We start from the raw sequence: 25,707 nt of genomic DNA, 5'->3' as shown, positions 1-25,707 counted from the left end.
ATATTCAAAAACCAAGCCTTAAAAATAAAAAATATCACAATAAAAATTAATTTTATTAAAAAGTTTTAGCCAAAATAAAAAATTCTTTAATAAGTTCATCAATTCCTCTATTCTCATAAATAGAGATGCCAATAACCTTTTCTTTTTCTAAGGTTTTTTGCAAGCAATCAAAATTTTTCTCAGAACCATCCAAATCAAGTTTGTTGGCAATAATAATTTTTTTTTTATTAAAAAGCTTGTGGCTATAAGATTTCAATTCATTTAAAAGAATACTGTATGATTCCAAAAAATTTGCTTCAGAAACATCAATAATCAACGCTAAAATTTTAGTTTTAGCAATATGTTTTAAAAATTTAGTCCCAAGTCCTACTCCAAAGCTAGCACCTTTAATTATTCCCGGGATATCTGCAATAATTAAATCAGAATAAGAGCACCTCAGCATGCCAAGATGAGGAATCTTTGTTGTAAAAGGATAATTTGCTACCCTAGATTTTGCCGAAGTTATTCTATTAAGAAGAGAAGACTTACCAGCATTAGGTAAACCAACAAGTCCAATATCCGCCACCAAAAAAAGTTCAAGGCGCACGTTTAAACTATTACCCGCTTCTCCAGGTTGAGCAAACCTTGGAACCCTTCTAACTGAAGTTTTAAAATTCCAATTGCCAAGACCTCCTCTGCCACCTTTTAAAACAACAAATTCGTCATTTAAATTTTTAAGCCTATACAAAAGAGTTCCATCATTTTCATTATAAACTTCTGTATTTGGGGGAACAAAAAGAATTAAATCTTTACCATTAGCACCACTTTTTTTAAAACCCATTCCAGCTTTACCATTTTCGGCACAAAGAACATGACCATTTTTATAAAAAGATAAAGTGCTAAGATTTTCTCTCACTTTGAAAATTACACTCCCGCCACTCCCACCGTTTCCGCCATCTGGACCGCCTTTTGCATTAAACTTTTCTCTTAAAAAAGAAACACACCCAGAACCACCATTGCCCGAAACTATCGTTATATTTACAGAGTCTTTAAAGTTGTACAAACTTTCTCCAATTTTTCAATTAAAGCTAAACAATACTTACATATTTTCGTCCCCTTAAAGTTTTAAACTCCACCTTACCAGATGAAAGCGCAAATATTGTATAATCTCTTCCAAGACCAACGTTTTTACCCTTATGGAATTTTGTACCTCTTTGTCTAACAATTATTTCTCCGGCTTTAACAAACTGACCGCCACTTCTTTTAACTCCAAGTCGCTTAGATATAGAATCTCGTCCATTTTTTGAACTACCACCACTTTTACTTGTTGCCATTAATTTTCCTCCAAAACTAATTTAATATCATCAGGATACTCAAAACATAAATCATTTATTCCTCTAATTAAAAACCTACTATAATAAAAAAGACTTTCTTTGCTCAAATCCTTAAAAAGGGACTTAAATTCTAAATAACCTCTTTTTGAATTTTTCACAACAAAAATCTCACCCTCAAGATCAAGAACGCTAAAAAAGGTTCTCAAAATAAAAGAAAAAGAAGAACAGACAACGTTAACATTATTTTTACTTATAGCATGACCATTGGCTGAAAGATAAATGATTACATCGTCTTTTACTTTTATTAAAACATTAATCAATTACTTAAAAAACTATTTCATCAACCAAAATATAAGAATAGGTTTGCCTGTGTCCAACTTTTCTCTCACTTGATTTTCTTCTTCTGTATCTGTAAGAAACAACCTTTTTATCCTTTTTATCTTCTTTATAGGTACATCTAATAAAAGAATTTACAACATACGGCTTTCCTATTTTAATCTCTCCACCTTTATTAATAAGCAAAACACTATTAAATTCCAACTTATCTTTTTCAATAGGAGAAATTTTATCTATTTTTAAAAATTCACCCTCAATAGCCTTATATTGCTTGCCATTTATTTCTACCAGTGCATACATATATTACCTCAACTAAACATTGTAAATTTAATAAAAAAGAAAAGTCAAGCATTAAATTAATTATACCTTACAAGGGAATTAACTTCATAACTTTCAAGACTTTGTCTACCATTAATACCACAAAGCTCAATAAAACAAAAAATATCCTTAACCTTTCCCCCGGCTCTCTCTAGCAAAACCGCAGACGACTTTAAAGTTCCGCCGGTAGCTAATATATCATCTATTAAAAGAATATTGGAATATGCCCTAACATCATCTTTATGCACCTCTATTCTTCCAAAACCATATTCAAGCTCATACTCTTCACTAAAAACCTCTCTGGGTAATTTGCCCTCTTTTCGAATTAAAACAAGAGGAAGTTGCATTTTTAAAGATAAAGGAGCACCTATCAAATACCCCCTGGACTCAACAACCGCAATGCAATCAATCTTTTTTAAATTATAAAAAGAATATATCTCATTTATTAATGAACTATAAACCTCGGGTTTTAGCAACACACTAGTAATATCATAAAAAAGAACACCCTTTTTAGGAAAATTGGGTATTTTTGAAATAAATTGATCAAAATACTCTGTCTTATTTTTCATAACCTACTTATCCCATCTATATGTTTATAAATTTTTTCAAAATAGCAAAACCAAAAGCCCAATTTATTTTTTTACAGGGGGCTCTGGAACAAGATTATGTAAGTCTACTTTTGGTATTTCATCATCTTTAGCTCTTGTCCAAATTTTGCTTCTGCCAAAAATCCAAACTTTTCCCTTGGTAATAAGATTCCCGGTTTTACTATCAACGCTCATCTCAGAATTATAAATTTTACCGTTTTTAGGATCTATTATTTTGCCTCTATCCCACTTTTTAGAAGAAGAAGAATACTTAAGGCCCCACATAAAATCAAGCCCCTCTATTGCAAGATTTTCAAACCCAACTACAGTGTCTCCTGAAGGATTTTTAGCATCATACTTTTTGCCATCTTTTATTATAGTTAAAATTCGGCCATAAACTTCTCCATTATATTTATAAACATAAATAATAGAATTTTTTATGTTACTCACATCATTATAGCCAACCCAATACCCTAAAACTTCATTTTCAAAACCAGGGCTTTCACCCTTATTCACAATTTCTTTTTCATTTGAATCTTCTGAATTTGCAAATAAAAGTATTGAAAAACAAAAAAAAAGAAAAAACTTTAAAAAAACTCTAATCATCAATCCTCCTTAAAACTAAATAATCCTAAATTATGGCTCTTTTTTAAATTACTAATACTAATTTAAGGTGGCTAATTTAAAAATTAGCCACAAAGATCATTATACAACTTATTTTATAATTTTAATTATTAAGATAAAAACCCGGACAAAAAAATATAAAATTAAACAAAAACACAATGGGTAAATTAATTGTTATATGGGACAATTAATGCTAATATTAATAAAGTTAATTGTCTTGAAGGATTTAACCGTGGTAAAAGGAATTTATACAGCTGCCAGTGGAATGATGGCAGAAAGGCGAAAGCTTGACACAGTATCAAATAATTTGGCAAACATAGATCTTATTGGATACAAAAAAGATTTGTCCATTCAAAAAGCATTTCCAGAAATGTTAATAAGAAGACTAAATGATGATGGGCTTTATAAATTTCCCAAAGGGCATCTTGAAACAGCTCCAGTTGTAGGCAAACTAGGAACAGGGGTTGAAGAAAATGAAATATACACAGTATTTGAACAAGGTCCATTAAAAACTACTGGCAATCCATTAGATTTAGCGCTCACAGATCAAGGATTTTTCGTAATACAAACTTCAGATGGAGAAAGATACACAAGAAACGGTTCTTTTACTATTGGAAAAGAAGGAATCCTTGTTACAAAAAGCGGATTTCCTGTTCTAGGAGAAAAGGGATATATATATCTTAAAAAAAATAATTTTAAAATAACGCCTCAGGGACAAATTTTTCACAATTCAAGCTTTGAATCAGACCCCAAAAGACTTATTAGTGAATATGAAAATTCTTGGGAAAATTATGAGCTGCTTGATACCATTAGAATTGTAAATTTTGAAAATCCCAGATTCCTCAAAAAACAGGGAAATTCTTTATGGATAGATACAAAAACATCTGGTAAAGCGCAAGAAATTGATGTATCATTAAGGCCTAAAATAGAAACAGAAACACTTGAGGCTTCCAATGTTAATGCTGTTAAAGAAATGGTTTTAATGATTGAAATTAACAGAGCTTATGAAGCTAATCAAAAAACAATACAAACTGAAGACAGCCTCTTGGGAAAATTAATAAATGAAATTGGAAAATATTAAGGAGCATATTTTATGATGAGAGCGTTATGGACAGCAGCAAGCGGAATGACTGCCCAACAATACAATGTAGATACAATTGCCAACAATCTTTCAAATGTAAATACTACAGGATTCAAAAAAATAAGAGCAGAATTTGAAGATTTGATTTATCAGACCCAATACAGAGCAGGAACCCCCGCAACTGAAAATACTTTAAGACCGCTTGGGAATCAAGTTGGTCACGGAACAAAAATTGCTGCAACTCAGAGAATATTTGAACAAGGAAAAATGCAATCAACTAATTTACTCACTGATGTTGCTATTGAAGGAGATGGATTTTATAAAATTCTTCTACCCGATGGAACTTATGCATATACTAGAGACGGATCATTTAAAATAGATTCTAATCGAGAGCTTGTAACAAGCCAGGGATACAAGGTATTACCTAATATATTTTTCCCAGAAGAATATATCCAAAACTCAATTACAATATCTGAGCAAGGAATAGTGTCCGTAAAAATTGATAACAACAACGAACCAATAGAGCTTGGACAAATTGAAATATCAAGATTTGTTAATCCTGCAGGACTAAGTGCTATTGGAAGTAATTTATTTAAAGAAACAGCTGGATCAGGTCAAGAAATAGCAGGAATACCAGGAAGTGAGGGCATGGGAAGATTAAGACAAGGCATACTTGAAATGTCAAATGTATCTATTGCTGAAGAAATGGTAACAATGATAGTAGCTCAAAGAGCTTATGAAATAAACTCAAAGGCAATTCAAACTTCTGACAATATGTTAGGAATTGCAAATAACTTAAAAAGGCAATAAAATAAAAAAAAGATTATTAATTTTTATTTTATTTTTAGCAACAAGCCCAATTATAAGTGCTACTCATGATTTGTGCTTCAATATTACTCCTAGTAAAGCATATTTCTTTTCAAAAAAGTATTCAAAAATATGCAACAATCAAAGTTTATCGAAAATATATATCCCTCCACACTTAACAAAAAAATCAATAATTTTTGAAATGATCTATTATATTACAAAAAATTTATCAAATGAAAATATCTATATACTTCAATTTAACTTTGATGAATCTGAAATAAACATAGAAGATAAATTTTTCAAAAAAATAAAATTTAAAGTAAAAAGCAACAACTCGTACAAAAATATTCCAATTCAAAAAACTCTGGTTTATTATGCAAAAAATTTTGAAAGCTACAAAAGACATAATTACATTAATATGTACATTGATATAATCGAGCCAATTGTATTCGCAAAAGAAAATCTAAAAAAAAATGAAATCCTTAATGAACACAACATATACTTTAAGTATAAAATTAACACAATAGGAATAAACGATGTTTTAAGTCTAAATGAATTAAACAACAGTAAATATAAAGTTATACGCAACACAATAAAAAATGAAGAGATAAGATTAAATAAAGTGCAAAAAGAATAATATCTCATTTCATCTCACGCAATCTAAAAATTATTATTATTAATTTTAATTTGCCTTAATACAGACAATATTCAACAAATTAAGGATTAATTAGCAATTTGACGAAAAAAGCTTAATTAATTGCAATAATTGATATAAAATAATAGGTATTAAAGAAATAAAATAAATAAGGTAAAAAATGAACAAACTAATGTTGATGTTAATTACATTTGCAACAAGTCTATTGGCCCAAACAAACAAAGATTCAACAGGACTAAAAACAGAGCAATTATTTAACAATAGCCTGTCTGAAAGAGTAAAATTAAAAGAAATTGCGGATATTTATCCCACAAATACAAATTTTTTAACAGGTATTGGAATAGTAGTAGGGCTCGCTGGAAAAGGGGACTCTACAAAACAAAAAGACCTTATAATTAAAATTTTAGAAGAAAGCAATACAATAAATGAAATAGACTCTAATAATATAGAAAGTAAAAATATTGCACTGGCAAATGTTAGCCTCCGGGTAACAGGCAATACAATCAAAGGTTCAAAACACAAAGCTTACATTGCACCAATACTAGACTCAAAAGATTTAACAAATGGAATACTTTTACAAACAAATCTTAAAAATAAAGAGGGAGAAATAATAGCAATTGCATCAGGAATTATCAAAACCAATAGTAAATTAAAAGGATCCGGATATACTCTAGATAGTGTAATAATAAATGAGAATCAAAATATTAACCACAGTTATAATATAACTCTTAAAAAAGGAAATTATACATTAATAAATAGAATTCATAAAATATTGACCTCTAAAAAAATCAACAATAAAATTAAATCAGACAGCACAATAGAAATAGAAGCAAAAAACATAAGCTTATTAGAAGAGATTGAAAATATTAAAATAGAAACAAACCCTAAAATATTAATAGACAAAAAAAATGGTATTATCCTGGCAAGTGAAAATGCAAAAATAGGAACGTTTACATTTTCCATTGAAAAAGACGACCAAAACATTTTAAATAAAAATAATAAAACAACAATTCAAGTAAACTCAATGAAAGTAAATGAATTTATATTAAAAAATTCGAACAATCTTAGCAATAAAGAATTAATTCAAATAATTCAAGCTGCTAAAAAAATAAATAAATTAAATGGAGAAATTATTTTGGAGGAAATTGATGGAAACTAAAATTAATTCACAAAATCTAAAATTTAAAAATCAAATACATAAAATAAATAATTTAAAAAATTCTTTGGAAATAAAAAAATCCTTTCAAGAGAATGAAGAACTTCGAAAAGCTTCTTTAGAATTTGAAGCTATGTTTATCAAGCAAATGTTTGAAAGCATGAAAAAAACTCTTAACAAAGATCAAAATTTACTAAACGGAGGGCAGGTAGAAGAAATTTTTGAAGACATGCTTTGCGAACAAAGAGCCAAACAAATAGCACAAACTCAAAGTTTTGGACTTGCAGATTTAATTTACAATCAATTACAAAAAAGTAAATAATTCTAAAAACACCTCCCATCATCAAAATTATATCCAATTTAATTTAAAAATAACTTTAAACTAAATTGGCACAATTTTTGCATGAAAGTTAAGTAGTAAAAATTTAATCACAATATTCAAGAAAGGGGAGAAAATATAATACTATGAATATATTTAGTAATGAGGATTTAAACATATATTTAAAATCGGTAAGAGAACATAAGCTAATTACTCACGAAGAAGAGATTAAACTTGCGGGACAAATACAAAGAGGCAATGCAAAAGCCAAAAACAAGATGATAAATGCAAATTTGCGACTTGTTTTAAAAATAATAAAAAGATATGCGGGCAAAGGGCTAAAAATTGAAGACTTAATTCAAGAAGGTAACTTAGGATTAATAAGGGCTGCTGAAAAATATGACCCAAATAAAAATACCAAATTCTCAACTTATGCATCATTTTGGATTAAGCAATCACTACAAAGAGCACTAAACACTAAAACTAGGTTGGTAAAAGTCCCATACAGAAAAGAAAATCTAATACTACAAATAAATAAATATTTAACAGAAGAAGAAAAATCGCCCAAAAAAGAAGAAATAATGAAAAGATTTAACCTATCTCCTGCCCAGTATATAAAAATCATTCCCTATCTTGAAAAAGAATATTCCCTGGACAAAGAAATAGAGGGGTCTGAGAATTCAACACTATTGAATCTATACGAGGATAATTCTTTTAATCCTGAAATTACCCTTGAACAAGATTCAACTTTAAAACATTTGAATTATATACTTGAAACAAAATTAAATGAAAAGGAAAGATATATAATCAAAAAAAGATATAACCTAGACAATAGTCCAAAAAAAAGCACCTTAAAAGACATTTCAACAGAACTTGGAATATCATCAGAAACTGTAAGACAGATTGAAAAAAGGGTTCTTAAAAAACTAAAAGAAGAGATAAATTAACATTGACATTCATGACGTGTTCTGGTCTACTTTTAAGTCAGTGGTCATGAATGTTTATATTTTATATTAAAAAAAACAAGTTTATTATTGTAATTTTTATTATAATTTCTATTGCTATTGCAATAGCGCAGGCATTTGCAAGTTTTTTCCATTTTAACAACAATTCAAAAGTTGCGAATGTCTCACTTAAAAATAGGTTTGAAGAAATGCAAAAAGAAAGCTTAATAATAACAAACAACAAAGAAGATCAAAAAGCCAAAAGCAAACCCAAGTTTTACTTAATCATCGACGACGTGGGTTATGATGAATTTATGTTAGAACAATTTATAAAACTTAATCTTAAAATAAATTATGCTATTATTCCATTTTTACCAAAATCAATGAGTTTATACAAAAAACTAAAAAATGCTAACAAAACAGTAATAATACATTTCCCAATGCAATCAAAACATAGAAATTCAATAGAAAAATTTCATATAAGCATAAAAGATAAAAAAGAAGAAATACAGAAAAAAATCGAAAAAGCATTTAAAAAGTATCCTGATGCAAAAATAATGAATAACCATATGGGAAGTTTAATCACTTCAAATAAAGATTTGATGAAAATTATTTTAGAAAAGCTTAAAGAGATTGACAGGTATTTTTTCGATAGCGTAACTATTGCAGGAGGCATACCGGAAATAATAGGTAAAGAAATTGGGGTTAAAGTAGAAAAAAGAGACGTATTTCTTGATAGCAAAGATACAGAAGGGTCCGTAATCAAGGAGCTTGAAAAAGCAAAAAATATCGCCAGAAAAAACGGAGTGGTAAAAGTAATCGGACACATTTGGTCTAAAAATACTCTAAAAGTCCTTAAAAAAGAAGGGCCTAATTTAAACCAGGAATTCGAATTTGACAACTTATTAAATCTTTACGAGGAAACAATCAGATGAAAGTGCTTGGAATAGAAACTTCTTGTGACGACTGTTGCATAGCTGTAGTAGAAAATGGAATTCATATTTTAAGCAATATAAAATTAAATCAAACCGAACACAAAAAATATTACGGAATAGTGCCTGAGATTGCTTCAAGACTTCATGCCGAAACTATTATGTCTGTTTGTATAAAAGCACTCAAAAAGGCAAATACTAAAATATCTGAAATTGACTTAATAGCTGTAACATCTAGACCAGGGCTTATTGGGTCTTTAATAGTTGGATTAAACTTTGCCAAAGGTCTAGCAATTGCATTAAAAAAACCTATTATTTGCATTGATCACATCTTAGGTCATCTTTATGCCCCTTTAATGCACTCAAAAATAGAATATCCATTTATATCATTATTATTAAGCGGCGGACATACATTAATTGCTAAACAAAAAAATTTCGATGATGTTGAAATACTTGGAAGAACTCTAGATGATGCCTGTGGAGAGGCTTTTGATAAAGTAGCAAAACATTATGACATGGGATTTCCGGGAGGTCCAAACATCGAACAAATATCTAAAAATGGTGATGAAAATACATTTCAATTTCCAGTTACCACCTTTAAAAAAAAAGAAAACTGGTATGATTTTTCATACTCTGGACTAAAAACAGCTTGCATACACCAACTCGAAAAATTCAAAAGCAAAGATAATCCAACAACAAAAAATAATATAGCTGCAAGCTTCCAAAAAGCTGCCTTTGAAAATCTAATCATCCCACTCAAAAGAGCAATAAAAGATACTCAAATCAACAAATTGGTAATAGCTGGCGGTGTTGCAAGCAATTTATATTTAAGAGAAAAAATAAATAAGCTTAAAATACAAACCTACTACCCTCCTCTTGACCTTTGCACAGATAATGGAGCAATGATTGCGGGACTTGGATTTAATATGTATTTAAAATATGGAGCAAGTCCAATTGAAATTGATGCAAATTCAAGAATAGAAAATTATAAAAACCAGCATGAGGGGAAAAATAATGAAAAGAATTTTAGCAATGCATGATATTTCAAGCATGGGAAGAACATCTCTTACAATGTGCATACCAGTAATATCTTCGTTTAATATGCAAGTTTGTCCTTTTGTGACAGCCGTACTTTCTGCTTCCACAGCTTATAAAAAATTTGAAATAGTGGATTTAACCGATTATCTGGAAAAATTTATCAATATATGGAAAGAGCAAAATGAACACTTTGACATACTATATACCGGATTTTTGGGAAGTGAAAAACAACAAATAACAATAGAAAAAATAATTAAATTAATAAAATTTGAAAAAACCGTAATTGACCCTGTGTTTGCTGACGATGGAATAATTTACCCTATATTTGATAATAAAATAATTGATGGATTTAAAAAAATCATAAAGTACGCAAACATAATAACACCCAATATCACAGAACTTAAAATGCTAAGCAAAAGCTCACAACTTAACAACAAAGATGATATCATAAAAGCAATATTAAATCTTGATATAAAAGGAATAGTAGTTGTTACAAGCGTTAAAAAAGGAGATCTTTTGGGAAACATTTGTTACAACCCTAAAAACAAAGAATACTCAGAATTTTTTTTAGAAAAATTAGAACAAAATTTCAGTGGAACAGGGGACTTATTTACTAGCTTACTTATAGGATATTTGGAAAAATTCGAAATAGAGCAGGCCTTAGAAAAAACAACAAAAGCTATTCACTTAATAATAAAAGATTCAATTAAAGAAAATGCTTTAAAAAAAGAAGGAGTTCGGATTGAAAATTTTTTAAAAAATACATTTTAATTTTTAAAATTAAATTCAATTTTAAAAATTGAATCGATTTTTAGTAAAAAGAAAATATTTGAATTGCAATATATTACTAGAATAAAATGTAGAAAAAATCTATTAAAAAGCGAGCGCTTTATTATTTTTATGAGTAAACAAGCATATGTCAAATAAAAAAATAATATTTTTTACAGGAGGGGGGACTGGGGGGCACGTATTTCCAGGAATATCTATAATACAGGCATTAAAAGAATTTGACAATGAAATTGAATTTTTTTGGATAGGCAAAAAAAATTCCATAGAAGAAAAATTAATAAAAGAAGAAAATAATATTAAATTTATTTCGGTTCCATGTGGAAAACTTAGACGCTATTTTTCTTTTCAAAACTTTACTGACTTTTTTAAAGTAATACTTGGAATAATAAAAAGCTTCTACATTTTACACAAATATAAACCTCGTATTATCTATTCAACTGGAGGATTTGTTTCAACTCCTACAATTATTGCATCTAGCCTGCTAAAAATCAAAAGAATAACCCATGAAATGGATTTAGACCCCGGACTTGCAACAAAAATTAACTCTAAATTTGCAAACAAAATACACATAAGCTTTAAAGAAAGTGAAAAATACTTCAAAAACCATAAAAACATTGTCTACACAGGATCTCCCATAAGAAAAGAATTTTTAAATCCAAATCCCAAAATCATCAAACAACTAACTCACAACACTAACAAACCAATTGTTAGTATACTTGGAGGATCTCTTGGGGCTAATACTTTAAACAATCTTGCACTCTGTATTAAAAAGGATGTTGAAATCTACTTCATCCATCAATCGGGAAAAAACTTAAATGATATTAGAGAAGACAATTACCTAAGAAGACAATTTTTTAACGCAGAAGAAATGGCAAGCATAGTTAAATTTTCCAATATAATAATAAGCAGAGCTGGAGCTGGAGCAATAAAAGAATTTGCAAATGCTAAAACATGTGTAATTTTGATTCCATTTAAAAAAGGCTCTAGAGGAGATCAAATTAAAAATGCAAAATTACTAAAAAATCAAAATGCTTGCATTTATATAGATGAAGATGAAATTGTAAATATAAATATTTTAAAAATTATAAAAGAAACTTTAAAAGATAGAAAAAAAATTGAATCACTCAAAGAAAATATCAAAAAATTCAACAATAATAATTCTTCAACTTTAATAGCCAAATTACTAATAAAAGATATTAAGGAGACAAAATCTAAATGATAACAAATGATCCTGTAAAAATAACAGGAATAGTAGACATACTAATAATCATAGTTTTTACATCTTTAGGATTTAGAGGATTTTTAAGAGGATTTATTAAAGAAATTAGTGGATTTGCTGAGGTTTTTGTTTTAATACTACTGCTTTATAAAAAAACTGAAGAGTTTAGAAAACTGGTTGAACCTATTATTGAACTATCCTATATTCAAGCACTACTTGTATTTTTTCTGCTAATACATATAGGATTTTTAATCCTACAATCATTAATAGAATCAATAATAAGTCAACTTAAATTATTATTCTTTAATAGAATGCTGGGCTTGGTGCTTGGTCTACTTGAAGCTTTTGGAATAATTGCAATCGTGGTTTACATAATACATTCACAACAAATATTTAAACCTGAATATTTCCTAAAAGAAAGCAAACTACTTGATTATTTAAATCCTGGAATAAACTATCTCTTTAAAATTTCAAAAACAAAATAAAGGACCAAAAATGACAATGCTTCCAAAGATTGCTAAAGATATAATAAACGAATATGATCAAAAAACATTGCCAAATGCGATTCTTTTACTAGGAGAAAAATTTTCATCAAAAAAGACTAGCGCAATTGAACTTGCAAAAAAAATATTAAACGTAAAAAACTTAACAAACCCTAATTTCCTTATTTTTGCAAATCTTGACACAGTAGAAGCAAGAGCACATCTTTTTACAAATTCACAAAAGATAGCAAATCAATACCTAGAATATATTAAAACTGTAATTTTTACCAAATGTTATTTCAGTAATGAAAAAAATTTAAAAAAAATAGAGAAAAATATCAACTACATTAATTCTGTTTATTATAAAAAAGAATACAATGAAAACATAAAAAATGAACTTATAAAAAATATAGAAAATATAAACAAAGAATTAAATCATATTATTACTGTTTATGATGTAAAAAAAATTCAGACTTGGATTTTTTCTGAAAAAGAAAAACCAAAGGTAATCTACATAAACGAAATCGAAAATTTATCATTTAACGTGCACAACTCACTTTTAAAAATACTAGAAGAACCTCCTTTAAATATTTACTTTATCTTAGCAGCAAGAAATAAAAACAAAATACCAAAAACAATACTTTCAAGACTTAGAATTTACAATTTCACAAAACCAGAAAGAAGCTTAGAAATTCAAATATTTAAAGAAAGCTTTCTAATAAATAAAGATATAACAATTGAGGAGTATTTCGCCTCATTTTACAAAGAAGAAAGTAAAAAAATAAAAAAAGAATTGACAAAAATTTTAAATATAATAAAAGAAAAAAAATCTATATTTAATCTTGAAGAAATCGACTTTATAAAAGATGATGCAAGCTTTAAAATATTTTTAAACGAGCTTCTAATTAACATTAGAAAAGATTTTTTAGAAAAAAAGATAAATATAAATCAATATCTCAAATACACACAACATTTGAAAAATATTTACAAATATCGACCCTATAATCAAAATAAAAAATTAATAATAGAAAACTTGATGCTAAATTATGAGGAGATATGAACAATTTTTTCAAAAAAGCTTTAACAAAGCTAAACAAATTATCTAATGAACAAAAAACTAAATTTATTGAACAAATTTACAAAAAAATAGAAATATATGACGGCATATTTGCATCAATTAATGAAGGAATCATTGTACTTGATAAACAAAACAACATAATCTATTCAAACAAGATTTTATACCAAATTTTAGCTTTAACATCTAAATCAAAAATAGAAATTCTTGATGATCTTCAAATTCCAATCTTAATAAATTTAATAAAAGAATTGGTTAGAACAGAAGATAAAATAATAGGATTAGAAGTTCCAATCTCAAACAATATATATATTAAAATTTCATTTATGCCTTATGTAAAAGAAAAAAAACTTGAAGGCAACATTATTTTAATCGAAGACATTAAAGAGAAAAAAAGAAAAGAGGAGCTATTTAGAAGAGTTGAGGCTTTGGCCTCTTTTACAAGACATGCAAGAAATATTGCCCATGAAATAAAAAACCCGCTTGGAGCAATCGATATAAATTTACAGCTGCTAAAAAAGGAAATTGAAAAACAAAAAATGAAAAATGGTAAAGCTGAAAATTATTTTAAAGTAATAAAAGAAGAAATAAACAGAGTAGATAAAATAGTAACAGAATTTTTATTAACTGTCAGGCCAATAAAAATCAACTTACAAGAAAAAGACATTAAACAAGTTATAGGCAGTGTATGTGAATTGTTAAATCCTGGATTAGAAAGCAAAAACATAAAACTATTGCTTAATTTAAACAAAATAAGCAATATTCTCATTGATGAGAAACTATTAAAACAAGTTATTATAAATATCGTTAAAAACGCAGAAGAAGCACTGCTTGAGACAAAAAAAGAAATAAAAAAAATAGAAATTTTTCTCTTCGAAAAAGACAATAAAATACATATCAACATAAAAGATAATGGAAACGGAATAAAAGATGAGATAAAAGGAGAAATATTTAAACCTCAATTTAGCACAAAAGAAAAAGGAAGTGGAATAGGACTTACTATTTCTTATAAAATAATAAAAGAGCTTGGGGGTGAAATTTTTGTGGAAAGCAAAGAGTGCAAAGGCACTATTTTTACAATTACACTTCCTAAACTAAATAAAAAAAATATTTTAATTGAAGGGTATTGAAAATGAGCAAAATACTTGTAGCTGATGATGAAAAGAATATTAGAGAGGGAATTGCTACTTATCTTGAAGATGAAGGATATTTTGTTTTCACTGCTAGTGACGGAGAAGAAGCTCTTGAAACAATTGAAAATGAAAATCTCGATGTAATAATATCTGATCTGAGAATGCCTCAGATATCTGGAGAAAAATTGCTCAAAATAGTTAAAGAAAAAAACTTAGGAATACCTTTTATTATTTTAACAGCCCACGGAACAGTTGATTCTGCTGTAGATGCTATGAGAGAGGGTGCTTACGATTTTTTAACAAAGCCCTTAGACCTTGAAAGACTTTTGCTAATAATAAAAAGATCGCTAAATAAAAAAGAAAATAACGATGATGAAAATACTAATTTAGAAAATATACTAATAAGAAAAGATCTAAAATACTATGAAAAAATCGTGGGAAAGTCACTGTTAATGCAAAAAATTTTTGAACTTGTAATAAAAATAGCAAAATCAAATGCATCTGTTCTTATAACAGGCGAAAGCGGTGTTGGCAAAGAAATAATAGCAGACGCTATTTTTGATCTTTCAAATAGAAATGACAAACCATTTATAAAAGTAAATTGCGCTGCACTTTCTGAAAGCATTCTTGAGAGTGAACTTTTTGGTCATGAAAAAGGTGCATTCACTGGAGCAATTTCCAAAAAAAAAGGCAGATTTGAGCTTGCAAACAAAGGCACAATTTTTCTTGATGAAATAGCAGAAATTTCGCCCGAAATTCAAGTCAAACTTTTAAGAGTACTGCAAAACAAAACCTTTGAACGTGTTGGGGGAGAGACTACAATTAAAGTTGATATCAGGCTTTTGGCTGCAACAAACAAAAACATTGAAGAGGAAATTAAAAAGGAAAAATTTAGAGAAGATTTATTTTATAGATTAAATATTATTAATATAAACATACCACCTTTAAGAGAAAGAAAAGATGATATATCCTATTTAACAAACATACTAATAAAAGACGTTGCAAAGGAAAACAACAGAGAAGAAAAAACTCTTTCTAATGACGCAATGAAAGCCCTCTATTATTACGATTGGCCAGGAAATATTAGGGAGTTGAAAAATGTACTTGAAAGCGCATTAATATTATCAAAAGGCAAACAAATCACTAAAGAAGATTTGCCAGCAAAAATCAAAAATAATGAAAATCTTGTATTTAAAATAACACTACCAATAGGAATTAGCCTAAAAGAGGCTGAAAAAGAAATAATAAAACAAACGCTTTTTCATTCTAAAAACAACAAGAGCAAATGCGCTGAAATACTAAAAATAGGAAGAAAAACTTTACACAATAAAATAATCGAATATAATATTGATCAATAAGATTTATTTCAAATTATTAAATTATAATCAATACAAAAAAATAATATATTTTTAATTAAATGTATTATTTTGAAACCAAAAAATTTTTTAATGTCAATAATTATATTAAAATGAAACACTTTCTTTTAAAATCTTGTCGAAAAAGTGTAAAAATATTTTTATCAAATGTTTAATTATACAATATTATTTATTAATAATCAATACAATTTAATAATATTGTATATTTAACTGGCCTTCAACCTAGCTTTTCTTTAAAACCCCTAAGGGATTAATGGGAACATTTTTTTTTAATATTTCAAAGTGTAAATGCGGCCCCGTTGAACGCCCCGTTTGTCCTACTCTGCCAAGCAATTCACCCGATTTAACAAAATCTCCTATCTTTACAGAATATGAATTTAGATGCCCATAAAGAGATTTAATATTATTTTTATGCCCAACTACAACAAAATTACCATAAAGATCATTGTATTCAACTTTAATAACTATTCCCGAAGAAGAAGAATATACTTCCGTATTCATCGGAGCTGCAAGATCTATTCCTGTATGAAAACTTTTATTGCCAGTAAAAGGATCATTTCTAAATCCAAAATCAGAACTAACAATAAATTTTTTTAAAGGAAAAATAAAATTGGCATTTAAAAAAAAAAGTAACTCTGTGCCTGAAAAAAATCCAAAATCTGGATTCTTAACAAAATCAAAAAAATAAAATTCATAAACTCTGTCGTTCCTTTTAACTTTTACCTTTTCAGCTTTAGTAAGATCCCTTGTCGCTAAAAGCAAATTATTAAACCTATAATCTTTACTATCAAAAACAAAAACTCCTTTTTTACTAGGAATAAGAATCTCTTGTCCAACACTCACAATAGGAGAATCTAATAAATTAACAGTAGCAATGCTAGACTGCCATCCGTTTATTTTATTAGCAATTTTAAAAAAAGTATCTCCTTTTTTAACTTTGTACAAATAAAAAAACAAAGGAATATGTTGTTTTTTGTTATATTTTAAAATTTTAATTTTAAGATCAGAAAAAATAGGATCTTTTCTTGAAAAACTTTTTATTTCTGGATAAGAAAAAACACAAATTATTTTTAAAAAAAAGAAAGCTACTTTAAATAACAAAAAAGTTTTACTCATGCTACAAATTCTTTTATGATTAATTAATCAAATATAATAAAAAACATAAAAAAAATAAATCCCATTGGGACTTGCAAATAATAACAAACTGTAATAAACTGTCTCTCAATATGGAGCTAAACGAATACCAAGAAAGAGCAAAAAAAACTGCTAAATACAAAAATAAAAAAGAAGAATTAATTTTAACAACACTTGGCCTTGCTGGTGAAACTGGAGAAGTTGTTGAAAAAATAAAAAAATTGGGAAGAGATAAAAATTACATTATTGATGATGAGTATTTAATATCAATTAAAAAAGAACTTGGAGATGTATTATGGTACTTGTCAAGTTTAAGCAATAATCTGGGAATTACACTTGAAGATGTTGCCCTTACAAACCTAAAAAAAATACAAAAGCGACATGAAAATGGAACAATAAATGGCGAAGGCGATGACAGATAAGACATTTAAATTAAAAATATTTAAAGTCTAAAATAAAAATGCTTAATATTTATATCAAGGGAATTTTACTTGGAATTGCAAACATAATCCCGGGGGTTTCTGGGGGAACACTGGCTTTAATATTAAAAATTTATTATAAAATAATAGACTCTATCTCAGAAATCTTAAAGCTCACAGAAATTAAAAAAAATTTAATGTTTTTAACTATTTTAGCAACAGGAATGCTAACCTCAATATTATTAACTGCAAAAATATTTAAAACTTATGCTTTTAACAATGGAATAATAGAAGCACTGCTAATAGTATTTTTCATAGGATTAGCATTTGGAAATATGCTAACACTAAAAACAGAAATACCCATAAAAGAAATAAATAATAATACAAAAATATTAAATAATTTATTGTTTTTTATTGGCATGATCATTATTATACTCTTCTTAATACTCAAAGAATCTAATATGCAATTGCAAAGTACAATACTTAAAGACAAAAATTCACTAAAATATTACTTATTATTGATATCCTCTGGAACAATAAGCGGAGCATCAATGATCTTGCCAGGAATCTCAGGATCTGCAATGCTTTTGCTACTTGGCTTTTATAAAGAAATAATACTTATTGTATCTGAATTTAACATTATTCTTATTACAATATTTGCAACAGCTGCAACAATAGGAATAATTACATCAATATTAATAATAAAGAAAATAATAGATAATCACTTAAATAATTTTATTTATTTATCAAAAGGCTTAATTTTTGGATCAATTCTACAAATGATATTAATTGTATTAAAATTGAACTTTAAAATCAGCTCTACATCTTTTACATCCTTAGGAATATCATTTATACTGGGAATCTTTATAAACAAAAAACTAGCCGGTAAATATAAATAAAAAATTTAAAAATACCGAAGACCGGACTTGAACCGGTACGGAGCTTCCTCCTCAGGATTTTAAGTCCTGTGTGTCTACCAATTCCACCACTTCGGCATAGAATAATATGATAAATAATATTATATTACAATGTCAAGTTAAATAAAAAAATAAATTTAAACTCAATTAATAACTATCCTTTGAGGAAAATTCTCAATAACATAATTGCTATGCAAATAATCTAAAATTACAAACATAAATGAATATAAAGAAACTTTAGCAAAAAAACTAGAAAAAACTCTAAAATCAATTTTATTTGCTAACATTGAAATATCGTTTGAATCATTTATTAAGCTAAAAAATCCATTTTTGATTAATAAATCAAAAATAACAAATTCAGATTCATCTAAAACAAACATCAATTTATCCATTTGGGCTTTTAAATATAAAATTTGCTCACCAATTTGCAAACTAGTAAAACTTTTAACAAATTCCTTGCTTAAATTATAAATAACAATACCATAGTGATTATTTTCAAAATCAAAATCCACAAGCAATCCCAATTTTAAATCGCAAGAATCTTGCATTACACTTAAAACTTTAATATTTATTTTGCGTTTAGAAAGAATACTAACAGAAAGTCCCCTGCCCTGATCAATAAAATAAGCATTCTTAAAAGTTCTAAATAAAACTCTATTATTAATTAAATCAAGCACATTTTTATTCTCAAGGTTCTTGATAATTATTAAATCAAAACTTTGATTTAGAATATTATAAGCAGAATCAAGTAACCCTTGATAAAAATCATCATTTAAATTAAAATTTGCAACCTTAAGCTCCAAAACACTAAAATCTGTACCTGCAACATTACAGGAAAAAAATAAAACACTAAGCGGAAATAAACTCTTCAAGTTGATACTTTGTCTCAACAACTTCAAATACAAGTCCATACTTTTTTGCAGCACTACTGTCTAGCCAAAAATCTCTATCAGTATCCCTTTCTATTTTAGAAATTTTTTGACCTGTTTCTTTTGAAATAATATTATTAAGTTCTTTTTTAACTTTATTTAACTCATTAGTGTAAATTTCAATATCTGTAGCAACTCCTTTAAATCCACTCAAGGGCTGGTGCAATAAATACCTAGCAAAGGGAAGCGAAAATCTATTTTCTAATTTTGCAGCCAAAAAAATTAAAGCAGCAGCACTAGCAACAAGCCCTACTCCAACTGTAAAAACTTTAGGCTTAACAAAACGAATCATATTAAAAATAGCAAATCCAGCATCAATATCGCCCCCTTCTGAATCAATATACACAAATATAGGCTTTTTAAAATCCAAAGTCTCTAACAATAATATTTTTTCCTGAAAAAGCCTAGAAACATCCTTGGTAATCTCACCAGCAATAACTATTGATCTACTCTTTAAAACCAATTTCAATGATTTATCATGCAAATCACAAGCATCATTATCTTCTTTCCCGGTCATAAAACATCCCTTATACAAAAACATAATGATATATTATAATTGAAAATAAAAGGTTTTTAAATGATAAAAAAGCACAAAAATTAAACGATTGTACTTAATTTCTAAAAAGCAAAAGACTAATAAATCTTTAATTAAACTTCATTAAAGTCAAAAAATATTCTAAATTTTACAAATTAAGTAAAATTTAAAAAGGGGTTTATAATGCATCATGAATTTGCGGTTATAGGGGGAGGAATAGCAGGGAGCACTATTACTTACGAATTGCTCAAAAGAAATAAAAAAGTAATTCTTTTTGATGATGAAGATACAAAAGCAACAATGGTAGCAGGCGGGCTTATTAATCCTATTATGGGTAGAAAAATGAACATTGCCTGGAAAGAACCACATATTTTTGAATTTGCAAAAAACTACTATCGAGAAATTGAAAAAACCATTAAATCTAACTTTTTTATAGAAAAAAATATCTTTAGACCCTTTACTACTGAAAATCAAAAAAATGAACTGATTAATAAACTTGAAAATGATAAAAACATAACAAAATTTATTTTAAAAATACAAGATGGAAAAATTTATAATTTCTCAAACGACTCTAACGGCGGAATGATAATAAAAGGCGCTAGGGTTAATACAAAAATCTATATAAAAAATATTAAAAAACATTTAATCAAAAAAAAATCATATATAAACAAAAATATAGACGAAAATAAAATTAAACTTGGAGAGAGTTTTTTCAAAATAGAGGATTTGAAATTTGAAAAATTAATATTTGCAAAAGGATATAAAGAAAAACTAAAAGGATTTTTTTCTTATCTCCCATTTGAGCCTGCAAAAGGCGAAATCATTATATTGGAATGCAAAAAATTGAATTTTAAAGAGATTTACAATAGACATTCATCTTTAATTCACTTAAAAGGCAATAAATTTTACCTTGGGGGAACTTACGAATGGAATACTTGGAATACGCTTACAAATGAATGGGCAAAATTAGAATTATTAGAAAAATTTAAAAAAATAACAAATCTAAAATGCAAAGTCATTGGCCAAAAAGCCCACATAAGACCTTCAACCCTTGACAGAGAGCCTTTCTTAGGAGAACACCCCAAATATAAAAATATCTTTATATTAAATGGCTTTGGAACAAGAGGTATATCAATGGCGCCATACTTATCCAATTTATTAGTTAATAATATTGAAAAAATTGACAAAATTCCAAATCATTACAATATTAAAAGATATGAAAAATATTATAATATTTTGGATCATTGTTAAAATCCAAATTTTCAAATCAATACTGACAAACGATTATATCTCTTAATATTTCTAAATTTAGGAAAAAATAATATAATGTTTAAGTTGAGCTAAAATAATTCTTATCCAAAGAGAAACTAGAAAGTGAAGCAAAATTTAACAAAGCAATTAAAATTAGTTAATACTTTCAGAACAAACCAGGAGAATAATCTTTGGGATTCAATATTAACATTATAGGAACTGGAGGAACAAGACCGCTCCATAATAGATATTTGTCATCTGTACTCATCGAATACAATGGAGACAATTTTTTATTCGATTGTGGAGAAGGAACTCAAATGTCTTTAAGAAAACAAAAAATATCTTGGCAAAAAATAAAAATGATTTGTATTACTCATTTACATGCTGATCACATCACAGGACTACTCGGAATAGTGATGCTAATGTCACAAAGTGGAGAAACAAGAAAAGATCCATTAATAATCGCTGGACCTGTTGGAATAAAAAACTATACAAAAGCCAATATAGATATGCTTAAAATATATAAAAACTATGAAATAATTTATAAAGAAATAATAATAGATAAAACCGAAAAAATAATATATGAGGATAAAACAAAAAAAATCGAATACACCAAGCTAAAACATTCAATAGAATGTGTTGGATATTTATTCATAGAAAAAGATAAACCCGGCAAATTCAATACAGTAAAAGCAGAAGAGCTAAATATTCCCAAAGGACCTATTAGAAAAGCCCTACAAGATGGAAAAGAAATATTGGTAAACGGGAAAATTATAAAGCCATCAGAAATACTTGGAAAATCTAAAAAAGGGCTAAAAGTTGCATACATTACAGATACTGGTTATTTTAAAGAACTCATACAGAAAATCAAAAATTTTAACCTTGTAATAATTGAAAGCACATTTAAAAATGAACTAAAAAAAGAAGCAGATAAAAAACTTCACTTAACAGCTGGTGGGGCTGCAAATATTGTAAAGCAAGCAAAAGTTTTACAAACAGGACTTATCCATTTTAGTGAAAGATATACATTAAGAAAAGATCTTGAAAATTTACTAAAGGAGGCAAAATTGGAATATCCAGACGGAGAAATTTTTTTAACAAGAGATGGAATGAGACTTGAAGCAAACAAAAATAACTTTATTATTAAATAGGAGGGTATATGATAAATGTAGAAAAAGTTACTAAAATGTATGGGCCATTTACAGCACTATTTAATGTTAGCTTTAAGGTTGAAGAAGGCGAAGTACTTGGTATACTTGGTCCAAACGGAGCCGGAAAGTCCACATTAATCAAAATCTTAACATCATTTCATTATCCAAACAAAGGTAATGTAAAAATTTTCGGAAAAGACATTGTAGAGCATTCAAAAGAAATACTACAACAAATAGGATATGTTCCTGAAAAACTAGCTCTTTATCCAGAGCTTTCTGTAAAGGAATATTTAAGGTTTATATCAGAAATAAAAGGTGTTAAAAAATTAAAAAAAGAAATTGATAGAGTAATAAGCATATTCAAATTAAAAGAAGTTGAAGATAAGCTAATTTCTCAACTTTCAAAAGGATTTAGACAAAGAGTAGGAATAGCTGGAGCTTTAATAAACAATCCTAAACTTGTAATACTTGATGAACCAACAAATGGTCTTGATCCAAATCAAATAATTGAATTTAAAGAATTTTTAAGAGAGCTTGCAAAAGAAAGTACAATATTATTCTCTTCACACATACTAAGCGAAGTAGAATCTATTTGTAAAAGAATAATTATTGTCAACAACGGAGTAATTGTTGCTGATGACACAAAAGAAAATATTATTAAAAATAAGCTTAAAGAGATTGAAATAGAATTAATAGCTTTAAAAAAATCTGAAAATGATAAAAAAATTTTCAACATCAAAAATGAAATTTTCACATTAATAAAACTTGAAGAACACGAAAAAGACTTAAATATTTCATTAAAACTATCTAAAGGCAAAACAGAAGAAGATCTCTTTAGCTACATCGTAAAAAATAATATAATCTTAAAAGCAATGATCCCAAAACATGAAAGCCTTGAAAAGATATTTAGCAAATTAACCAAGGAGAGAGAAAAATGAAAATAGATTTAAAGCAATCTTTATCGCTTTCTAAAAAAGAACTAAAAATATTATTTGGAACTCCAACTGCATACGTTGTGATGCTATTTTTTTTAATATTCATAAACTTTTCATTTATTTTTTTATCAGGATTTTTCATTAAAGACAATGCATCTCTTACTTCTTATTTCTCTTCAATGCCTATTATTTTAATGTTAGTACTGCCAGCACTTAGCATGGGGGTATTCTCAGAAGAACACAAAACAGGAAGCATTGAACTTCTTTATGCTTTGCCACTAAGTCCTCAAGAGATAGTTTTGGGTAAATTTATTACGCTTAAAATATTTACCTTAATATTATTCTCACTTACCCTACCCCTTACAATAATGACAATTTTCATGGGCGAATTTGATCTTGGAATAATATTGCTTCAATATCTAGGAATAATTCTTTATTCTCTTTCCGTGCTAAGTATGGGAACATTCATATCCTCTATTACAAAAAGCCAAATAGTCTCTTACATTCTAACCGTATTTACGCTGATATTAATACTATTTTCTGGAAAATTGGTTATGATCTTTGGAAAAGAAAATATAATAGGAGAAATGCTTAATTTTATTTCAATAACCAATCACTTTAGCTATTTTAATATGGGCATATTAAACTTATCAGACTTTATTTATTTTATTACATTCACAATCACATTCCTAATACTAAGCACACACAGCATAACACTAAAAAAATGGAGATAAATTTTATGAAAAATAAAGAAAATGAAGTTTTAAACCTAACTTTGAACCTTACAATAATCTTTTTGATTTTTTGTAATATATCTATTTTCATTTTTAAAATAGACTTTACAAAACACAAAGCTTTTACAATATCTAAAGTTACAAAAAATTTGTTCTCAAGTGCAAATGAAACAATATATATTACATATTACAATTCAGGAAGCCTTGAAAATTATTTTGCTTTTCCAAACCAAATAAAAAATTTTTTAATAAGTTTTTCTGATGCTTCAAAAGGTAAGGTAATTTATAAAGAAATTGATGCTGATAAAATTTCAACACCATTAGAGCATATTGGCATTCCTTCTCAGCAAATAGACTTAAGAGATATTAATCAGCTCTCAATACTAAAAATATACTCAGGAATTGAGATTATTTACGAGGGCAAAAGAGAAGTACTACCGGTTGTAACAGAAATCAGTAATTTAGAATATGACCTTGCAAATGGACTTGATAAGCTAATAAACAATACCAAAAAAGTTTTAGGACTTGCTTTTGGAGACAGAACTTTAAAAGAAGCACATAAAAACTTTTCCGAAATAATGAAAAAAGCATTTGGAATTGAAATAAAAGAAATAGATTTAAAAACTGAAAAATTAGAAGACATTAGAAAAGATATAAATGGACTATTCATCATTGGCGCTAAAGAAATTGATGAAGAGATTGCAAAAAAAATTGACGATTTTATTGTTAATGATGGAAAAATATTTGTTGCAACAAGCACAATTGACTACAATCCTCAAAATCCATATGGCATAACTCCTATTAAATCCAGCCTATTTGATCTATTTGAAAGTTATGGCATAAAATACAACGATAATATTATTCTTGATAAAAGAGCACCCACAATCTTTTTGGGTGGCAATTTCCAAACTTACTATCCATGGATCTTAATAGACAAAAGCAATATTGTAAAAGAAGACATGCCATTACTTAAAAATTTTTATACTGCTACAATTCCTTGGAGCAGCTCATTAGAACTAGTAAAAAAAGATGAAGCAGAAGTAAAATTTTTACCTCTATTTGCAAGTTCTAAACAATCATGGCAAGTTAAAGAACCCAACCTTTCAAACATATCTTTGAATGCATTTGAAGTTCCAAATAAATTCGAAGAGAATAAAATTAAAATACTAGGATATGCAATTGAAGGAAAAATTAAAAGTCCTTATAAAGATCAATATTCCAAAAATTCTAAAATAATCCTAACAGGATCAAGCATGATATTTAGTGATTATATGTACAACGGTTCTCCATCAAACTTTGAACTATCAGGAAGAATTTCGGATTATTTAATGCAAAAGGAAGAATTTTTTAATATTAAGTCTAGAGAAGTACGAGCTAAATTAAAATTTACAGGCTCTTCAAACGAAATGGTCAATGCAAAGTTTTCATTAATAATTGTTAACTTAATTATTCTTCCAACAATAATATTAATATTTGGACTTGTTAGATTTACTAGAAAAAGAAAAGCAAATTAATAAG

Annotated in this window: 30 protein-coding genes and 1 tRNA gene; 21 read left to right on the top strand and 10 right to left on the bottom strand. The window is 27.5% G+C overall.

Features of this window, described 5'->3' with window-relative positions:
- Positions 1 to 55 precede the first annotated feature (55 nt).
- The 6 genes from obgE to QIA00_RS03920 all read right to left on the bottom strand — a co-directional run bounded on the left by obgE (position 56) and on the right by QIA00_RS03920 (position 3,160).
- Positions 56 to 1,042 (bottom strand): GTPase ObgE, encoded by a 987-nt coding sequence (obgE, locus tag QIA00_RS03945; RefSeq protein WP_316257577.1) that lies wholly within the window; start codon positions 1,040 to 1,042, stop codon positions 56 to 58.
- A gap of 25 nt (positions 1,043 to 1,067) precedes the next feature.
- On the bottom strand, positions 1,068 to 1,313 hold the full coding sequence (gene rpmA, locus QIA00_RS03940; RefSeq protein ID WP_231014454.1) for a 50S ribosomal protein L27: 246 nt from the start codon (positions 1,311 to 1,313) through the stop codon (positions 1,068 to 1,070).
- On the bottom strand, positions 1,313 to 1,633 hold the full coding sequence (locus QIA00_RS03935) for a ribosomal-processing cysteine protease Prp (protein ID WP_316257575.1): 321 nt from the start codon (positions 1,631 to 1,633) through the stop codon (positions 1,313 to 1,315). Before QIA00_RS03935 ends, rpmA begins: the two co-directional genes overlap by 1 nt.
- Positions 1,634 to 1,637: 4 nt before the next feature.
- A complete protein-coding gene (rplU, locus tag QIA00_RS03930; RefSeq protein ID WP_316257574.1) occupies positions 1,638 to 1,949 on the bottom strand; it encodes a 50S ribosomal protein L21 in 312 nt (103 codons plus the stop codon).
- 56 nt (positions 1,950 to 2,005) lie between these two features.
- Positions 2,006 to 2,536, bottom strand: a complete 531-nt coding sequence (locus QIA00_RS03925) for an adenine phosphoribosyltransferase (protein WP_316257573.1) — start codon at positions 2,534 to 2,536, stop codon at positions 2,006 to 2,008.
- A 63-nt stretch (positions 2,537 to 2,599) separates the two neighbouring features.
- Positions 2,600 to 3,160 carry a DUF2147 domain-containing protein gene (locus tag QIA00_RS03920; RefSeq protein ID WP_316257572.1) on the bottom strand — a complete coding sequence of 187 codons (561 nt, stop codon included), beginning with the start codon at positions 3,158 to 3,160 and terminating at the stop codon, positions 2,600 to 2,602.
- Between the two features lie 250 nt (positions 3,161 to 3,410).
- Between QIA00_RS03920 and flgF the strand changes: the two genes are divergently transcribed.
- The 14 genes from flgF (at position 3,411) to QIA00_RS03850 (ending at position 16,166) form a co-directional block, all read left to right on the top strand.
- The gene (gene flgF, locus QIA00_RS03915) at positions 3,411 to 4,259 is read left to right on the top strand and encodes a flagellar basal-body rod protein FlgF (RefSeq protein WP_316257667.1); all 849 of its coding nucleotides are present in this window, start codon (positions 3,411 to 3,413) and stop codon (positions 4,257 to 4,259) included.
- A 12-nt stretch (positions 4,260 to 4,271) separates the two neighbouring features.
- Complete coding sequence (flgG, locus tag QIA00_RS03910) at positions 4,272 to 5,069, top strand: flagellar basal-body rod protein FlgG (protein WP_316257571.1); 798 nt, start codon at positions 4,272 to 4,274, stop codon at positions 5,067 to 5,069.
- A 199-nt stretch (positions 5,070 to 5,268) separates the two neighbouring features.
- The gene (locus QIA00_RS03905) at positions 5,269 to 5,703 is read left to right on the top strand and encodes a hypothetical protein (RefSeq protein ID WP_316257570.1); all 435 of its coding nucleotides are present in this window, start codon (positions 5,269 to 5,271) and stop codon (positions 5,701 to 5,703) included.
- A gap of 178 nt (positions 5,704 to 5,881) precedes the next feature.
- The gene (locus QIA00_RS03900) at positions 5,882 to 6,880 is read left to right on the top strand and encodes a flagellar basal body P-ring protein FlgI (protein WP_316257569.1); all 999 of its coding nucleotides are present in this window, start codon (positions 5,882 to 5,884) and stop codon (positions 6,878 to 6,880) included.
- Positions 6,870 to 7,199 carry a rod-binding protein gene (locus tag QIA00_RS03895; protein ID WP_316257567.1) on the top strand — a complete coding sequence of 110 codons (330 nt, stop codon included), beginning with the start codon at positions 6,870 to 6,872 and terminating at the stop codon, positions 7,197 to 7,199. Before QIA00_RS03900 ends, QIA00_RS03895 begins: the two co-directional genes overlap by 11 nt.
- 143 nt (positions 7,200 to 7,342) lie before the next feature.
- Positions 7,343 to 8,143: an RNA polymerase sigma factor RpoS gene (gene rpoS / locus QIA00_RS03890; RefSeq protein ID WP_002557358.1), complete on the top strand. Its 801-nt coding sequence runs from the start codon at positions 7,343 to 7,345 to the stop codon at positions 8,141 to 8,143.
- 50 nt (positions 8,144 to 8,193) lie between these two features.
- Positions 8,194 to 9,075, top strand: a complete 882-nt coding sequence (locus tag QIA00_RS03885) for a divergent polysaccharide deacetylase family protein (protein ID WP_316257566.1) — start codon at positions 8,194 to 8,196, stop codon at positions 9,073 to 9,075.
- Positions 9,072 to 10,112 carry a tRNA (adenosine(37)-N6)-threonylcarbamoyltransferase complex transferase subunit TsaD gene (tsaD, locus tag QIA00_RS03880; protein WP_316257564.1) on the top strand — a complete coding sequence of 347 codons (1,041 nt, stop codon included), beginning with the start codon at positions 9,072 to 9,074 and terminating at the stop codon, positions 10,110 to 10,112. Before QIA00_RS03885 ends, tsaD begins: the two co-directional genes overlap by 4 nt.
- A complete protein-coding gene (locus tag QIA00_RS03875) occupies positions 10,087 to 10,881 on the top strand; it encodes a PfkB family carbohydrate kinase (protein ID WP_316257563.1) in 795 nt (264 codons plus the stop codon). Before tsaD ends, QIA00_RS03875 begins: the two co-directional genes overlap by 26 nt.
- A gap of 145 nt (positions 10,882 to 11,026) precedes the next feature.
- A complete protein-coding gene (gene murG / locus QIA00_RS03870; RefSeq protein ID WP_316257562.1) occupies positions 11,027 to 12,118 on the top strand; it encodes an undecaprenyldiphospho-muramoylpentapeptide beta-N-acetylglucosaminyltransferase in 1,092 nt (363 codons plus the stop codon).
- Complete coding sequence (locus QIA00_RS03865; protein ID WP_231014468.1) at positions 12,115 to 12,603, top strand: CvpA family protein; 489 nt, start codon at positions 12,115 to 12,117, stop codon at positions 12,601 to 12,603. Before murG ends, QIA00_RS03865 begins: the two co-directional genes overlap by 4 nt.
- Positions 12,604 to 12,613: 10 nt before the next feature.
- Entirely contained in the window at positions 12,614 to 13,660 is a 1,047-nt protein-coding gene (locus QIA00_RS03860; protein WP_316257560.1) for a hypothetical protein, read from the top strand.
- Positions 13,657 to 14,805 carry a two-component system sensor histidine kinase NtrB gene (locus tag QIA00_RS03855; RefSeq protein ID WP_316257558.1) on the top strand — a complete coding sequence of 383 codons (1,149 nt, stop codon included), beginning with the start codon at positions 13,657 to 13,659 and terminating at the stop codon, positions 14,803 to 14,805. The genes QIA00_RS03860 and QIA00_RS03855 overlap by 4 nt, the downstream gene beginning before the upstream one ends.
- Before the next feature lie 2 nt (positions 14,806 to 14,807).
- Positions 14,808 to 16,166, top strand: a complete 1,359-nt coding sequence (locus QIA00_RS03850; RefSeq protein ID WP_316257557.1) for a sigma-54-dependent transcriptional regulator — start codon at positions 14,808 to 14,810, stop codon at positions 16,164 to 16,166.
- Between the two features lie 240 nt (positions 16,167 to 16,406).
- Here QIA00_RS03850 and QIA00_RS03845 read toward each other — a convergent pair whose 3' ends face one another.
- Positions 16,407 to 17,300, bottom strand: coding sequence for a LysM peptidoglycan-binding domain-containing M23 family metallopeptidase (locus QIA00_RS03845; RefSeq protein ID WP_316257555.1), 894 nt, complete (start codon positions 17,298 to 17,300; stop codon positions 16,407 to 16,409).
- Positions 17,301 to 17,410: 110 nt separating this feature from the next.
- On the opposite strand from QIA00_RS03845, the gene QIA00_RS03840 reads away from it, so the two are divergent.
- Both QIA00_RS03840 and QIA00_RS03835 read left to right on the top strand, forming a co-directional pair.
- Entirely contained in the window at positions 17,411 to 17,740 is a 330-nt protein-coding gene (locus QIA00_RS03840; RefSeq protein ID WP_075552402.1) for a nucleoside triphosphate pyrophosphohydrolase family protein, read from the top strand.
- A 38-nt stretch (positions 17,741 to 17,778) separates the two neighbouring features.
- Complete coding sequence (locus QIA00_RS03835) at positions 17,779 to 18,636, top strand: undecaprenyl phosphate translocase family protein (protein WP_316257553.1); 858 nt, start codon at positions 17,779 to 17,781, stop codon at positions 18,634 to 18,636.
- 12 nt (positions 18,637 to 18,648) lie between these two features.
- On the opposite strand, the gene QIA00_RS03830 is transcribed toward QIA00_RS03835, so the two are convergent.
- From QIA00_RS03830 to QIA00_RS03820, 3 genes are all read right to left on the bottom strand, one after another.
- Positions 18,649 to 18,732: transfer RNA gene (locus tag QIA00_RS03830), tRNA-Leu, on the bottom strand.
- Positions 18,733 to 18,797: 65 nt separating this feature from the next.
- Positions 18,798 to 19,457, bottom strand: coding sequence for a hypothetical protein (locus QIA00_RS03825; RefSeq protein WP_316257666.1), 660 nt, complete (start codon positions 19,455 to 19,457; stop codon positions 18,798 to 18,800).
- A 46-nt stretch (positions 19,458 to 19,503) separates the two neighbouring features.
- Positions 19,504 to 20,100, bottom strand: a complete 597-nt coding sequence (locus tag QIA00_RS03820; RefSeq protein WP_316257551.1) for an ATP-dependent Clp protease proteolytic subunit — start codon at positions 20,098 to 20,100, stop codon at positions 19,504 to 19,506.
- A 201-nt stretch (positions 20,101 to 20,301) separates the two neighbouring features.
- On the opposite strand from QIA00_RS03820, the gene QIA00_RS03815 reads away from it, so the two are divergent.
- The 5 genes from QIA00_RS03815 to QIA00_RS03795 all read left to right on the top strand — a co-directional run bounded on the left by QIA00_RS03815 (position 20,302) and on the right by QIA00_RS03795 (position 25,703).
- On the top strand, positions 20,302 to 21,369 hold the full coding sequence (locus QIA00_RS03815; protein WP_316257550.1) for an NAD(P)/FAD-dependent oxidoreductase: 1,068 nt from the start codon (positions 20,302 to 20,304) through the stop codon (positions 21,367 to 21,369).
- A gap of 191 nt (positions 21,370 to 21,560) precedes the next feature.
- A complete protein-coding gene (locus QIA00_RS03810; protein WP_316257548.1) occupies positions 21,561 to 22,520 on the top strand; it encodes a ribonuclease Z in 960 nt (319 codons plus the stop codon).
- Between the two features lie 8 nt (positions 22,521 to 22,528).
- The gene (locus QIA00_RS03805; protein WP_316257547.1) at positions 22,529 to 23,458 is read left to right on the top strand and encodes an ABC transporter ATP-binding protein; all 930 of its coding nucleotides are present in this window, start codon (positions 22,529 to 22,531) and stop codon (positions 23,456 to 23,458) included.
- Positions 23,455 to 24,189 (top strand): ABC transporter permease, encoded by a 735-nt coding sequence (locus QIA00_RS03800; RefSeq protein ID WP_301427490.1) that lies wholly within the window; start codon positions 23,455 to 23,457, stop codon positions 24,187 to 24,189. Before QIA00_RS03805 ends, QIA00_RS03800 begins: the two co-directional genes overlap by 4 nt.
- Positions 24,190 to 24,194: 5 nt before the next feature.
- Positions 24,195 to 25,703 carry a GldG family protein gene (locus tag QIA00_RS03795; RefSeq protein ID WP_316257546.1) on the top strand — a complete coding sequence of 503 codons (1,509 nt, stop codon included), beginning with the start codon at positions 24,195 to 24,197 and terminating at the stop codon, positions 25,701 to 25,703.
- The last annotated feature ends 4 nt before the right edge of the window (positions 25,704 to 25,707 follow it).

It is taken from the genome of Borreliella americana, assembly GCF_032595795.2.
In the GTDB taxonomy this organism is placed as follows: Bacteria; Spirochaetota; Spirochaetia; order Borreliales; family Borreliaceae; genus Borreliella; species Borreliella americana.
This window is presented reverse-complemented; position numbering and strand designations above follow the sequence as displayed.

Excerpts from the sequence above, each read along its gene's own strand:
- rpmA (WP_231014454.1), bottom strand. The coding sequence starts at position 1,313 with ATGGCAACAAGTAAAAGTGGTGGTAGTTCAAAAAATGGACGAGATTCT.
- rplU (WP_316257574.1), bottom strand. The coding sequence starts at position 1,949 with ATGTATGCACTGGTAGAAATAAATGGCAAGCAATATAAGGCTATTGAG.
- QIA00_RS03925 (WP_316257573.1), bottom strand. The coding sequence starts at position 2,536 with ATGAAAAATAAGACAGAGTATTTTGATCAATTTATTTCAAAAATACCC.
- QIA00_RS03920 (WP_316257572.1), bottom strand. The coding sequence starts at position 3,160 with ATGATTAGAGTTTTTTTAAAGTTTTTTCTTTTTTTTTGTTTTTCAATA.
- flgG (WP_316257571.1), top strand. The coding sequence starts at position 4,272 with ATGATGAGAGCGTTATGGACAGCAGCAAGCGGAATGACTGCCCAACAA.
- QIA00_RS03905 (WP_316257570.1), top strand. The coding sequence starts at position 5,269 with ATGATCTATTATATTACAAAAAATTTATCAAATGAAAATATCTATATA.
- QIA00_RS03900 (WP_316257569.1), top strand. The coding sequence starts at position 5,882 with ATGAACAAACTAATGTTGATGTTAATTACATTTGCAACAAGTCTATTG.
- QIA00_RS03895 (WP_316257567.1), top strand. The coding sequence starts at position 6,870 with ATGGAAACTAAAATTAATTCACAAAATCTAAAATTTAAAAATCAAATA.
- rpoS (WP_002557358.1), top strand. The coding sequence starts at position 7,343 with ATGAATATATTTAGTAATGAGGATTTAAACATATATTTAAAATCGGTA.
- QIA00_RS03885 (WP_316257566.1), top strand. The coding sequence starts at position 8,194 with ATGTTTATATTTTATATTAAAAAAAACAAGTTTATTATTGTAATTTTT.
- tsaD (WP_316257564.1), top strand. The coding sequence starts at position 9,072 with ATGAAAGTGCTTGGAATAGAAACTTCTTGTGACGACTGTTGCATAGCT.
- QIA00_RS03875 (WP_316257563.1), top strand. The coding sequence starts at position 10,087 with ATGAAAAGAATTTTAGCAATGCATGATATTTCAAGCATGGGAAGAACA.
- murG (WP_316257562.1), top strand. The coding sequence starts at position 11,027 with ATGTCAAATAAAAAAATAATATTTTTTACAGGAGGGGGGACTGGGGGG.
- QIA00_RS03865 (WP_231014468.1), top strand. The coding sequence starts at position 12,115 with ATGATAACAAATGATCCTGTAAAAATAACAGGAATAGTAGACATACTA.
- QIA00_RS03860 (WP_316257560.1), top strand. The coding sequence starts at position 12,614 with ATGACAATGCTTCCAAAGATTGCTAAAGATATAATAAACGAATATGAT.
- QIA00_RS03855 (WP_316257558.1), top strand. The coding sequence starts at position 13,657 with ATGAACAATTTTTTCAAAAAAGCTTTAACAAAGCTAAACAAATTATCT.
- QIA00_RS03850 (WP_316257557.1), top strand. The coding sequence starts at position 14,808 with ATGAGCAAAATACTTGTAGCTGATGATGAAAAGAATATTAGAGAGGGA.
- QIA00_RS03845 (WP_316257555.1), bottom strand. The coding sequence starts at position 17,300 with ATGAGTAAAACTTTTTTGTTATTTAAAGTAGCTTTCTTTTTTTTAAAA.
- QIA00_RS03840 (WP_075552402.1), top strand. The coding sequence starts at position 17,411 with ATGGAGCTAAACGAATACCAAGAAAGAGCAAAAAAAACTGCTAAATAC.
- QIA00_RS03835 (WP_316257553.1), top strand. The coding sequence starts at position 17,779 with ATGCTTAATATTTATATCAAGGGAATTTTACTTGGAATTGCAAACATA.
- QIA00_RS03820 (WP_316257551.1), bottom strand. The coding sequence starts at position 20,100 with ATGACCGGGAAAGAAGATAATGATGCTTGTGATTTGCATGATAAATCA.
- QIA00_RS03815 (WP_316257550.1), top strand. The coding sequence starts at position 20,302 with ATGCATCATGAATTTGCGGTTATAGGGGGAGGAATAGCAGGGAGCACT.
- QIA00_RS03805 (WP_316257547.1), top strand. The coding sequence starts at position 22,529 with ATGATAAATGTAGAAAAAGTTACTAAAATGTATGGGCCATTTACAGCA.
- QIA00_RS03800 (WP_301427490.1), top strand. The coding sequence starts at position 23,455 with ATGAAAATAGATTTAAAGCAATCTTTATCGCTTTCTAAAAAAGAACTA.
- QIA00_RS03795 (WP_316257546.1), top strand. The coding sequence starts at position 24,195 with ATGAAAAATAAAGAAAATGAAGTTTTAAACCTAACTTTGAACCTTACA.